This is a genomic window from Arthrobacter sp. AIWTK1 (assembly GCF_056680535.1).
In genome coordinates, this window is record NZ_CM155287.1 from 1,986,583 (window position 1) to 1,998,291 (window position 11,709).

General features: G+C 62.7%; 10 protein-coding genes. 4 read left to right on the forward strand and 6 right to left on the reverse strand.

Annotation, left to right across the window (positions count from 1 at the left end; translation table 11 throughout):
* Positions 1-9: 9 nt before the first annotated feature.
* From AC1MDG_RS09105 to AC1MDG_RS09125, 5 genes are all read right to left on the reverse strand, one after another.
* A complete protein-coding gene (locus AC1MDG_RS09105) occupies positions 10-828 on the reverse strand; it encodes a sugar phosphate isomerase/epimerase family protein (RefSeq protein ID WP_479808621.1) in 819 nt (272 codons plus the stop codon).
* A gap of 77 nt (positions 829-905) precedes the next feature.
* Positions 906-1,892, reverse strand: a complete 987-nt coding sequence (locus tag AC1MDG_RS09110; RefSeq protein ID WP_479808622.1) for an ABC transporter permease — start codon at positions 1,890-1,892, stop codon at positions 906-908.
* A 3-nt stretch (positions 1,893-1,895) separates the two neighbouring features.
* On the reverse strand, positions 1,896-3,404 hold the full coding sequence (locus AC1MDG_RS09115; protein ID WP_479808623.1) for a sugar ABC transporter ATP-binding protein: 1,509 nt from the start codon (positions 3,402-3,404) through the stop codon (positions 1,896-1,898).
* Between the two features lie 54 nt (positions 3,405-3,458).
* Complete coding sequence (locus tag AC1MDG_RS09120) at positions 3,459-4,619, reverse strand: substrate-binding domain-containing protein (RefSeq protein WP_479808624.1); 1,161 nt, start codon at positions 4,617-4,619, stop codon at positions 3,459-3,461.
* A 50-nt stretch (positions 4,620-4,669) separates the two neighbouring features.
* Positions 4,670-5,155: a hypothetical protein gene (locus AC1MDG_RS09125; RefSeq protein WP_479808625.1), complete on the reverse strand. Its 486-nt coding sequence runs from the start codon at positions 5,153-5,155 to the stop codon at positions 4,670-4,672.
* A 209-nt stretch (positions 5,156-5,364) separates the two neighbouring features.
* On the opposite strand from AC1MDG_RS09125, the gene AC1MDG_RS09130 reads away from it, so the two are divergent.
* Positions 5,365-6,450 (forward strand): LacI family DNA-binding transcriptional regulator, encoded by a 1,086-nt coding sequence (locus tag AC1MDG_RS09130; RefSeq protein WP_479808626.1) that lies wholly within the window; start codon positions 5,365-5,367, stop codon positions 6,448-6,450.
* 235 nt (positions 6,451-6,685) lie between these two features.
* On the opposite strand, the gene AC1MDG_RS09135 is transcribed toward AC1MDG_RS09130, so the two are convergent.
* Positions 6,686-7,648 (reverse strand): LysR family transcriptional regulator, encoded by a 963-nt coding sequence (locus tag AC1MDG_RS09135; protein WP_479808627.1) that lies wholly within the window; start codon positions 7,646-7,648, stop codon positions 6,686-6,688.
* A gap of 217 nt (positions 7,649-7,865) precedes the next feature.
* Between AC1MDG_RS09135 and AC1MDG_RS09140 the strand changes: the two genes are divergently transcribed.
* The 3 genes from AC1MDG_RS09140 (at position 7,866) to AC1MDG_RS09150 (ending at position 10,823) form a co-directional block, all read left to right on the forward strand.
* Positions 7,866-8,273 carry a hypothetical protein gene (locus AC1MDG_RS09140; protein WP_479808628.1) on the forward strand — a complete coding sequence of 136 codons (408 nt, stop codon included), beginning with the start codon at positions 7,866-7,868 and terminating at the stop codon, positions 8,271-8,273.
* 18 nt (positions 8,274-8,291) lie between these two features.
* A complete protein-coding gene (locus AC1MDG_RS09145) occupies positions 8,292-9,152 on the forward strand; it encodes an alpha/beta fold hydrolase (RefSeq protein ID WP_479808629.1) in 861 nt (286 codons plus the stop codon).
* A 189-nt stretch (positions 9,153-9,341) separates the two neighbouring features.
* Positions 9,342-10,823 (forward strand): NAD-dependent succinate-semialdehyde dehydrogenase, encoded by a 1,482-nt coding sequence (locus AC1MDG_RS09150; protein WP_479808630.1) that lies wholly within the window; start codon positions 9,342-9,344, stop codon positions 10,821-10,823.
* Positions 10,824-11,709: the final 886 nt, after the last annotated feature.

Sequence of the window (11,709 nt, forward strand, 5' to 3'; positions counted from 1 at the left end):
GGAGGGGTGTTAAGGCAGGAGTTCTTCGAGGTATCGGCGGCTGATCTCGGCGGCAGCGCGCGGGTCGCCGTCGTACTCGTCGAGTTCGACCATCAGCCAGCTGTCGTAGCCGCTCTCACTGATGGCTTGGACGATGTCCGGGAAGTCGAGTTCTCCCTGCCCCAGGGGCAGGAAGGCGAAGGGATCCTTCCGGAAGTCCTTAAGGTGGACGTGGCGTATGCGGTCCGGGTATTTGCGGATGAGGGCGGCCGGGTCGCCGCCGCCGGCGGCAAGATGGGCGGTGTCCGGGCAAAAGCCGATGCGGGTCAGGCCCATCAGCCGGTTCAGCTCGTCGGGGTTCTCGACGATGGTCGTAAGGTGGGGATGGTAGCTGGCAGAGAGACCCGCGGACGCGGCGATGTCGGTGACCCTGTCCAGGGACTCCCCCAGCCGGCGGTAGTCCTCGTCCGTGGTGCCGGTGGCGCGCCGGGCGCCACCTCCTACGACGAGGCGCTCGGCTCCGAAAGTCGCAGCGAGCTCGGCAGCGCGCTGGATGCGGTGCAGCTCGTCGGGCAGGATATCAGCGTAGATGAAGTTTCCGCCGGTGTAGACGCTGGCGAGGGAGACGCCGGCCTCGTCGAGGATGCTGCGGAGTTGCTCGGGCTTGTCGGCGTATTCGGCGAGGTTGCCGTCGAACATCTCCACGCCCTCGTAGCCGGCGGCTGCGATGTCCTTAATCGCCCTGTCCATCGGCCCGTGGGTCATGTAGAAGAGGTCTTTAATGCTGGTCACCCCTACCGGGTGGCCTACGACGCCACCCCAGGTGATGGTGGAGTATCCGAGTTTCATGCTGAGCCTTTCAGATAAGTGACGAGGAGGTCGGTGGTTTTACGGGCCGGTGGCCCTGGCATTTGTGCTGGCAACGGCTATTTCTTCCGGGCGAGGGCGACGGCCAGGATGATGATGGCGCCGCGGACCACCTGCTGCTGGCTGCTGTCGAGGCCGGCCAGGATCAGTCCGTTGTTGATCAGGCCGATCAGGAGGGCGCCGAAGAGCGTTCCCATGATGGAGCCAAATCCGCCGAACAGGCTTGTCCCGCCGAGGATGACGGCGGCGATGGCGGAGAGCTCATCGCCCGATCCCCACTGGAAGCGGCCGGACTGGAGGCGGCCGGCGTACAGCATGCCGGCAACGCTCGCGACCATGCCGGAGATGAGGAGCACCTGGAATTTGATTCGTTTGGTGTTGATGCCCGTGAATTCCGCGGCGTTGCGGTTACCGCCGGTAGCTAGGACCTGTCGGCCGAACTTGGTGCGGTTCAGTACGACGGCGCCGATGGCAACGAAGATAGCGCTCCAGACAACCAGGCCCGGTACGGGACCGAAGTCACCGGATCCGAACAGCATGTTGAAGGTGTCATTCAGGATCGGCTGGGGGGCCGAGGCCGTGATCCACTGGGCGACTCCGACGGCGATACCCAGCATGCCGAGCGTCACCAGGAAGGAAGGGATGCCAAGGAGACTGACCAGTGCGCCATTTATTGACCCGACCACGAGGCCGACGGCAAGGCCGGCGAGGATTCCGGGGATCAGGCCCCACTGGGACAACGCCATGGCCGTGCAGACGCTGGACAACCCGGCCACCGATCCGACGCTCAGGTCGATTTCTGCACAAGAGATGACGTATGTCATACCTACGGCGATGACGGTGATTGTGGCAGTTTGCCGGAAGATGTTCAGCAGGTTGTTCGGCGACAGGAAGCCCTGGTCGCGGAGCAGAATGGCGAAGAAGAGGAAGACGACGACAAAGCCGATGTAGATGACGTAGCGTCGCCAGTCGAGTTCTTTCAGGATGGTGCCGAAATTGCGGGGTGCCTCGGTGTCCCGGGGCGCGATGGTGTTTGCCTTGCTCACTGTTCAGACTCCCTGGACTGCAAGTTGGAGATATTCCTCGTCAGCGATCTCGCTGCGGGGGATGTCGCGGATAATGGAGCCGTCCTTGAGGACGAGGACGCGGTCGCTGACCGCGAGTAGTTCGGGGTACTCGGAAGAGATGACAATGACGGCTTTGCCGGCGCTTGCCAGCTCGCGGATCATGTCCAAAATTTCGCTTTTGGTGCCGATGTCAACGCCGGCCGTTGGCTCGTCCAGAATCAGGATGTCCGGATTAGTGCCCAGCCACTTGGCGATGACCACTTTCTGCTGGTTGCCGCCCGAGAGCAGCCGCACCGGTCGGTGGGGGTGAGCGACTTTTACTGCGAACCTCTTGATCAGCGAAGAGGACAACTCCTTGCCCCTGGCACCGTCAAGAAAGGGTCCGCGCTGGATCTGGCCAAGCAGCGGCAGCAGCAGGTTGTCTTGGACTGAGTGCTCCAAGACGAGACCTTGGGCCCTGCGGTCCTCCGGGATGAGGGCGACACCCGCAGTGATGGCCTGCTGCGGCGAGGTCAGATTGATTCTCTCCCCCCGGATGAAGATCTCACCGCTGTCCCGCCGGTCGATGCCAAAGAGTGCGCGGGCCAGTTCGGTGCGACCGCTACCCATAAGACCGGCCAAGCCCAGGATCTCACCGGGTCGGAGCGAGAAGGAGATGTCCCTTACCCGCGGCCCGGCGTTCAGCCCCCGGACCTCCAGCAGCGGGGCGCCCTCATGAGCCGCATGGTCCCGCTCGCGGTAGGCAAGTTGGCCCTCGATCTTCTTGCCGACGATGCCTTCCACGATCTGTTCGGGTGTCACGTCGGTCAGCGGCTCGGTGAGGAGTCGACGGCCGTCGCGGAGGATGGTGATCCGGTCGGCCAGACGGTACACCTCGTCCATGCGGTGCGAGATGTAGATGATCGAGATGCCGCGCTGCTTGAGACGGTCTATCAGTTCGAAGAGCGCTTCGGACTCGTGCCGGGCAAGGCTGGCGGTGGGTTCGTCCATGATGAGCACCTGGGCGTTTTGCGAGAGTGCCTTGGCGATCTCGGTCAGCTGCCAGTAGGCCGTGCCGAGCCGGGAGACTTCGGCACGGGGGTCGACGTTTACCTCCATCTCGGCGAAGACCTCCTTGGCCCGCCGCTCCGAGGCGCGGTCGTCGATGAGTCCGGCCGCCCCGAGCGGCTCAGCAGCAAGGAAGATGTTCTGAGCGACAGTCAGGCTCGGTACGAGGCTGAATTCCTGGAAAACCATCCCGATGCCGGCGGACTTCGCGTCCTGAATCGAGTTGATGGCGACCGGTTTGCCTCCAATGAGGATCTCGCCAGCGTCTGCCTGATAGACGCCTTGGAGGATTTTCATAAGGGTGGATTTCCCGGCCCCGTTGCCTCCTGCGAGGGCGTGGACCTCGCCCTTCCGGACGTCGAAGCTGACATCCTTCAGGACTGAAACCCCGTTGAAGCCCTTGGAAATCGAGCGCATCTCGACGACATTGTCTGCGGTGTTCATTGTTGCCCTTTCGGGACAGTAGGGGAGGGTGGGTGCCCCCGCCGTCGGGTCTGGCTACTTTTTGTAGGACTCTTGAATGTCCTTGGGAGCGTCCTCGTGGTAAACCTGCTTCCAGGCTTCGAGGACGTTGGAATGGTCAACGGGGAGTGCACTCAGCGCCACATATGCCGGCGCTTCTTTCCCGATGAGCGCTCCTGCGGCCAGCCGGGCCTCCGTAACGCCTTGGTCGAACGGAACCTGGGCCCCGAGGCCGACGACGAGTTGATCTTTGGCCAAGGCGATGGCGACGTTCTTGCCAAGGTCCTCAGTGGCGATCTTCAAATCCTGTCGGCCTGCAGCACGGGCTGCGGCCATGACACCTTCTGCGGGGACGTCCCAGACCGCCCAGATGCCCGACAGGTCGGCGTATTTGCTCAGCATGGCGTTCGCAGCGGCCTGGGCGTCTCCTGCGAAGTCCGGCCCGGCGATGCCCTTTTCCTCGACGATCTTGATCTCGGGGTACTCCTTGGTGATCGTTTCCTTGAATCCCTGGTAGCGCTGCTTGGTCACGAAGAAGTCGGCTTGGTGGAAGACGAGCCCGATCTTCCCCTTGCCACCGATGGCCTTGGCCATTTGGTGGGCGGAAACGACGCCGTTGCCGTAATTGTCGGCGGAGACGACAGAGACGTAGTCCTTGCCGGCAGTCAGCCCCTGGGGAATGTTGTCCATGAAGACGAGCTTGGTGCCGGCGGCCGCGGCTTTCTTGTAGGCGGAGGCCGTTGCCACGGGGTCCGTGGGGATGGAGACGATGACGTCCGGGTCCTGCGTCATGACAGTCTCGATGTCCGAAACCTGCTTGTCCGGCTTGAAGTTCGCATCGGTTGTGGCGATTACCTTGATACCGAGCTTTTCGAATTCGCTCTTCAGTCCGTTGGTTTGGGCGGTCGCCCAGTCGTTGCCGCCGTAGTGCATCACGATTGCGGCCTTGGCGTTGAGTGCCTTGACCTTCTCGATCTCGTCGGGGGTCAGATCTGCAACGGATGACGGGGAGGGCGTCTCGCCGTTGGGGCCCTTGCTCAGGACCTGTCCCTTGATCTTGTCAAGGGCCTGCTGGGCCTTCTCGGACACCCCCGCATCGGGAGCGTTTGAGGTACCCGTTGCCGAACTGCTGCAGGAAGCGACGGAAAGGGACACGGCTGCGGCCAAAGCCACAATGGGAAGCCTGCGGATCATCATTGTTCTCCAGTGCTTGTGGGTGGATGGATGGGTCGGATGGTGTTGTTGGATCAGGCCAGGGCTATGGCGAGGGCAGGGGGAACCGGCGAGAGGACGAGCCCGCCGGCGGCGGCGGCCGTGCGGATAGCAGCGGCCTTGTCTGACGATGTCAGGACCGCCTCTGCCTGCACTTTGTCGACGAAGAGGCCCAGGGAACACGGTCCGTTATGGGCTTGAACCCACCGGACCGCCTCGCCTGCCGCTTTGGTCATTTCAGCGCCGGCTGTCTCGGTGACCGAGCCGTCAATGGTTGACAGTGACGTCGGCGCGCCTGATTGGTCGACAGAGACCACCAGGCTCGCCCAAAGGCGATTGTCATCGAAGACGCCGACGACGGCCGAGGAGCCTGCGGAGACGAAGGTGCGGACAGCGGCTGCGAGATCATCACGTGCTGCGTCCGTCAGGAGCATTTCCAAATTGGCCCACTGGGCGGGGTCAATATTTCGAATGCCAACGCCGGGATCGAGTAAAAGTGCATCGACGATGGTGTTGCTCATACCGTTCCCTCTTCGTTGAAGTCTGTCTCCGTCAACGTTTACGGACGTACCGTGAACGTTTACGCTCTAAATCGTAAACGTTTACGGAGATTTGTGTCAAGCATCACGTCGCTGGCTGATATGAGGTTCCGGAGGCGCGCGGCGACGTAAGCTTAAGAAGCACGGAATGACCGCGGACTCGGCCCGGCCAGTGCAGGACAGGAGAGCAAGTGAGAGGCACAGCGATCCCCCGCGAGGCGAATGAGCGGCTTCCGGACACTTCCTTGCGGCGGAAGCCGACTATCAACGATGTGGCGCAAATCGCCGGTGTCTCATTCGGGACTGTTTCGCGAGTCCTCAACAACGCGCCGGACGTCAGTGCTTCAACTCGCGAGCGAGTTCTGCAGATCGTTAAAGATATCGGGTACCGGCGGAATCGGGCCGCGACCGCGCTGGTCACCAGCCGGTCAACTTCCATCGGCATACTCTCGGACGGCTCGCCACGATTCGGCCCTGTCGGGACGCTCATGGCCCTTGAGAACATTGCGCGTAAGAAGGGCTACGCCACAACCGTCATCAGTGTTGAAAAACCCTATGAAGAGTCTGTGCAAGCCGCCCTCGACACCCTGGACGATACCGGTGTCGGGGGGATCATAGTCATCGCACCTCTCGTCGACATGGCTGCAGCTGTTTGGAATGCCTCATGCCGTGTACCAGTGGAGATGATTGCCGCCGGAGCATCTTCAACTCCAAACGTCTTCACATACTCAGAAAATCAGGAGCTCGGAGCGAGGCTGGCCACGCAGCACCTCATAGACCTGGGCCACACAGATATCGCCCACTTCGCCGGCTCTATGGACTGGTTCGACGGACGCGTACGCAAGCGCGGCTGGGAGGCCGCGCTTCGTGATGCCGGACTTGCACCAGGACTGTGCATCGAGGGCGACTGGAGCCCCAAATGGGCTTACGAGACCGGCCTCCGGCTCGTCCGGGAGGGAAGGATCCCTCAGGCGATCTTCGCAGCCAGCGACCATACCGCCCTTGGGCTTATTCGCGCTTTCGCCGAAAATGGCGTCCGTGTCCCGGACGATGTCAGTGTCGTCGGATTTGACGACATCGAAGGGTCGGACTATTTTCTGCCGCCCCTGACCACTGTGCGCCAGGACTTCACCGCGCTGGCACTCATGAGCACGGAGGTGCTTCTCGGTGCCATGGAGGGCCGGGACGTCGACCGCACGCCAATCACGCCGACGCTTGTAGTACGCAACAGCTCTATCCGCGCCAGCACCCAAAGCACCTCACCAAGAGACACCTGAAACGCCTCCAAACAAAACGTGAGCGGCACCATGCATCCGAGTAGTCCCGTCTGACGACCGTTCGCGTTGTCGGAGTATGGGACGGGGAGCGGCTGGCCGAGCAGCAAATAGAACTGCAACTAACCGAGGGGGCGCGCCTCCTGATAGCCGAACGCGACTTCGATCCGGTCTAGGGACCCCGGCCCCTGCGCCCGGCGGCATTTCTTGGCTGCATTTACTGCGACCGTCAGTGGCGCTAATTGGACTGGAGCGAGGAGGATAGCGAGGCGCCCCGACGGGAGTTGACGAGGTTCGGAACGCCTCCGAAGGAGGCCAGGGTCCGGGCGGTCTCCACGAACTCACGTGCCAGCTCGTCATTGACGTCAGTGCGCCATGCAATCGACAGCGGAGAGGGCGGGACGTCTCTGACAGGGATGAAAGACAGCCCCGGACGGTCATAGAAACGCTGGGTGGAGGCTTGAGTGAACGCAATTCCCCGCTCACCCATGATGGCTTCGAAACACTCGTCGACGGTGGCAACCTGAGTGCCTAGACGGACCGGCTGGCCGCCGCGGGCGTGGGTTGCGAGCCAGAAATCCCGCCATTTATCCGGAGCCTTGCGGGCCACGAAAGGCTCATCAACGACCTGTTCCACCGAGACCTCGGACAGCCCGGCAAAGCGGGAACTGCTGGCAACTACGAGGACCCGCGGCTCAATGAACAGTGTCTCCATGGCGAGCCAGTCAGCCGCCGGCAGCGGAGGCCGCACAAATGCCACGTCAGCGTTTCCGTCGGCAAGCCCGGCAGTAGGGTCGGCGAAATCGAAGGACCTCATCTGGACGTGGATTTCCGGATGGTTGTTCTTGAACGCGGCAAGGATCCGCGGCGTCAGTTCAGCAGCCGCGTTGGCCTGAAAGCCGACTATCAGGGTGCCCCTCACGCCGCTGGCAGCCTCTCGGGTCAACGAAACGGCGCGCTGCGCAGCGGACATAAGGCGTTTTGCTTCACCCAGCAGAACATCCCCCGCGCTGGTCAGGGAGACGCTGCGGCTGGTCCGGATCAGCAGGGGAGTGCCCAGAGAGTGTTCAAGCTTACGTATTTGGACGCTAAGGGATGGCTGGGCGATGTGAAGTCGGGCAGCGGCTCGCCCGAAATGCAGCTCTTCCGCAACGGCGACGAAGTACTGCAGGACGCGCAGGTCAAGCTGTGGCTGCTGCATCGTTCAACTCTAAGCTCCGCCCCAATCGGGGTCCAATAGTTTCAGGCTATCGGTGGATAGGGGACAGGTATTGGACCGTCCGGGGCAACGGGGGCTGCAATGGAAACAGCGAAGGGTTGCCATCGGAGACAGCCGCAAAGGCACTCCAGAAACCCCGCTTTCGAGGCTCGGACAGAGAAGACCGACGCTCCGCGAGACCAATGAGAGGAACAACGAAATGACGGTCGCAACACGTGCCCCTTCTGTAGAATCCTGGATTCAGAGCTTCACCGAGGCCAACAATCAGGACCCGGAAATTCAGGCCCACGGCGAGTACTTCACCTGCTCCTACCTGCTGGACATGGAGGCACATACCTTTGTTGTCCAGGTCGTGTCGGGCACTATCGCCCAGATTTCCGTGGACCCGGGACCCATCGAGGTGCCCTACCAGTTCGCCATCCGGGCCAGCGCCCACACCTGGGGTGAATTCGGCAAGCCCGTCCCGGCTCCCATGTATCACGGCATATGGGCGGCCACTTTCCAACGCGACATGAAGCTGGAGGGTGACGTCCTGGTCCTGATGCAGAACCTGCGCTGCATCACCCGCCAGATCGAACTGCTGCGCTCCACCGGCGCACCCGTCTAGACCATAGGAGTTCCTGACATGAGCAAAATTTCCCCCGTCACCGGCCACTACGTCACCGTCGACGTGGACGGCCTCGAATACAAGGTTTTCTACCTCGAGAACGGCCAGGGGCAGCCCTTGGTCTGCCAGCACACAGCCGGGGCCCACAACCACCAATGGCGCGGCCTGTTGGAGGACCCGGAGATCACAGCCAACTACCGCGTCATCGCCTACGACCTCCCCCGTCACGGCAAATCAGACCCGCCGGAAAACACCCAGTGGTGGACCGAGGAGTACCAGCTCAGCGCGGATCATTATGCCAACTTCATCGTCGCCCTCGTCGATGCACTGGAACTGGTTGACCCTATCTTCATGGGGTCCTCCTTCGGCGGCAACATAGCGCTGCAACTCGCCCACCGCTTTCCGGAGAGGTTCGACGCCGTCATCCCTGTGGAGGGGGCGGACTACTCGCCGGGGTTTTACCTCGACTGGTGGCAGCACCCACACGCCAACGCCGCGCAGGTGTGCGGCAGCGGCACCTGGGATCTCATGGCCCCGCAATCGCCGGAGGCGGACCGCTGGAAAACGTGGTTTTACTACACGCAGGGTTCCGAGGCCTTCAAGGGTGACCTGTACTTCTACTCGGTGGATCACGATCTGCGCGGCAAACTGGGCGAAATCCAGACCGATAAATGCGCGGTGGTCCTGATGACCGGCGAGTACGACTACCTCACCACCCCTGAAGACGGAGCCCGTACCGCCAGCCAGATCCCGGATGCCGAGTTTATCGAGATGAAGGCCATCGGGCACTTCCCGATGAGCGAGAACTACCCGGTCTTCAAGGCGTACCTCGTCCAGGCTCTGGACCTGATCCGCACCAAGACAAGCGTCCGAGCCTGACCAGTTCTCACCTAAGGGGCGGTGCCGACCCAGCAGGGTCGGCATCGCCCCTGCCACCTCAATGGTGAGAGACACACAGAAGTATTAACGTCCTCGTGCCCTGCCTCTGGCAGCCGGATCGCACCAGATCTGCTGAAGGTCGGGCTGCGCGCCGGTATGATTTCCTTCAAACCCCTTGGAGATAGAACGATGTCAATAAACGTTCAGCGTGAAGCCGAGCTGCTGGCCTCTGTTCCGACCGGCCTGCTGATCAACGGCGAATGGCGCCCGGCGGCGTCCGGAAAGACGTTCGACGTCGAGGACCCGGCCACGGGCAAGGTCCTGCTCAGCATCGCTGACGCCGGCCCCGAGGACGGCGCAGCCGCTTTGGACGCGGCCGCTGCCGCCCAGGACTCCTGGGCCAAGGTTCCGGCCCGTGAGCGCGGGGAAATCCTGCGCCGCGCCTTCGAGATGGTCACGGCCCGGGCGGAAGACTTCGCGCTGCTGATGACCCTGGAGATGGGCAAGCCCCTGGCCGAGGCCCGCGGCGAGGTCACCTACGGTGCCGAATTCCTGCGCTGGTTCTCCGAGGAAGCCGTCCGCGCGTTCGGCCGCTACTCCGTCTCCCCGGACGGCAAGTCCCGCCTGCTGGTCACCAAGAAGCCCGTGGGCCCTTGCCTGCTGATCACCCCGTGGAACTTCCCGCTCGCGATGGCCACCCGCAAGATCGCCCCCGCCGTCGCTGCCGGCTGCACCATGGTGCTGAAGTCCGCCAACCTGACTCCTCTGACCTCCCAGCTGTTCGCGGCCGTGATGCAGGAAGCCGGCCTGCCCGCCGGTGTCCTGAACGTCATCCCGACCTCCACAGCCGGTGCCACCACGGGCCCGCTGATCAAGGACACCCGGCTGCGGAAGCTCTCCTTCACCGGCTCCACCGAAGTGGGCCGCCGGCTGCTCTCGGACGCCTCCGAAACAGTCCTGCGGACCTCGATGGAACTCGGCGGCAACGCCCCGTTCGTGGTGTTCGAGGACGCCGACGTCGACGCCGCCGTGGCCGGGGCCATGCTGGCGAAGCTGCGGAACATGGGCGAGGCCTGCACGGCCGCGAACCGGTTCATCGTGCACGAGTCCGTCGCGGACGAGTTCGCGGAGAAGTTCGCCGCGAAAATGGGCGAGATGACCACGGCGCGCGGCACCGAGCCCGAGTCCAAGGTAGGCCCCTTGATCGATGCGAAGAGCCGGGACAAGGTCCACGAGCTCGTCACCGACGCCGTGAACTCCGGTGCGGTGGCTGTCGCCGGCGGCGGCCCGGTGGACGGGCCGGGCTACTTCTACCAGCCCACCATCCTCAAGGGCGTCACCGAGGGCACCCGCATCCTGTCCGAGGAAATCTTCGGACCGGTGGCCCCGATCATCACCTTCGACAGCGAGGACGAGGCAGTCCGCCTCGCCAACAACACCGAGTACGGACTGGTGGCCTACGTCTTCACGCGCGACCTGAACCGCGGCATCCGGATGGGCGAACGCCTCGAGACCGGCATGCTCGGCCTGAACGCCGGCGTCGTGTCCAACGCAGCCGCACCGTTCGGCGGCGTCAAGCAGTCCGGCCTGGGACGCGAGGGCGGCCTCGAGGGCATCGAGGAATACCTCTACACCCAGTACATCGGCATCGCCGACCCCTACGGAGGCTAACCACGGCTGCCAAAGTACACCCAACGGGGGGTCTTCCATCCTCGCAACATGGGAACCCCTCTGTTGCGTGCACGGTTCTGGACATCGAGTACAGGGCACAAATAGCCGTCAAGCAGTAGAAGGTCGCGCATTAATCAGAGTCTTCGACTCAACGAGCCGCGCGCCCACCACCTTCTATGGATATGCGTTTGGCCGATCCTGAGTGCGTCCGGGGCGGCGGACAGCCAGCAGGTCCGTAACTTCCACGATGAAGCCCGATCAGCCTCAGCGACTGCTCTCGGAGCACTGATAACCGATCTTTCGTCACAACGGGGAAGCCCCTCCTGACGCCCGCTTTTTGGAGCGGGTCTGGGCCTGGCCTGTGGGCCTTCCGCTTGCTGGAATCTGGGGTATGTGCCGTCCTATCTGGTTGTGCCGCTGGCCGGTTGTTGGCCCTCACTCATTCATGGCTGGAAGTTGTGGTGACGACATGACGAAGACGATTTTTCTTCGAGGATCTCCCGCGGATGGCTGCTTCTGAGAGCCAGGCGGCGTGCGCTCATCGCGCGTTTGTCCGGCCAAAGGGGTGTGGACATTGTCCACACTTTTGTCCACGAGGGGCATTTCGGCCTGCATGTTGGTCCATTCCTCCTGGTTCTGCCTGCACTTCTTCATGAAGTTCTCTGTTCCAGGCGACATGACTTTGCGGCCCGGATCGTGGGTTTCCTAGGTCGTTTCGGGTTCAGCGGGAACGTCCTTGGGTTATCAGAGGCTGTGGCGTCCGGTCCATCGACAGGATGAAGGTGTGTGGGATCCGGACTTTATTCCGAGTTGTCCCGGTCTGGTTGATACGTCCTGGCCGGTCCGTGTCTGGACGCGCGGCTTTCTAAGTGAGTACCTGAGCCTG

Coding starts and splice junctions, on each gene's coding strand:
- AC1MDG_RS09105 (WP_479808621.1), bottom strand. CDS start 828: ATGAAACTCGGATACTCCACCATCACCTGGGGTGGCGTCGTAGGCCAC.
- AC1MDG_RS09115 (WP_479808623.1), bottom strand. CDS start 3,404: ATGAACACCGCAGACAATGTCGTCGAGATGCGCTCGATTTCCAAGGGC.
- AC1MDG_RS09120 (WP_479808624.1), bottom strand. CDS start 4,619: ATGATGATCCGCAGGCTTCCCATTGTGGCTTTGGCCGCAGCCGTGTCC.
- AC1MDG_RS09125 (WP_479808625.1), bottom strand. CDS start 5,155: ATGAGCAACACCATCGTCGATGCACTTTTACTCGATCCCGGCGTTGGC.
- AC1MDG_RS09135 (WP_479808627.1), bottom strand. CDS start 7,648: ATGCAGCAGCCACAGCTTGACCTGCGCGTCCTGCAGTACTTCGTCGCC.
- AC1MDG_RS09140 (WP_479808628.1), top strand. CDS start 7,866: ATGACGGTCGCAACACGTGCCCCTTCTGTAGAATCCTGGATTCAGAGC.
- AC1MDG_RS09145 (WP_479808629.1), top strand. CDS start 8,292: ATGAGCAAAATTTCCCCCGTCACCGGCCACTACGTCACCGTCGACGTG.
- AC1MDG_RS09150 (WP_479808630.1), top strand. CDS start 9,342: ATGTCAATAAACGTTCAGCGTGAAGCCGAGCTGCTGGCCTCTGTTCCG.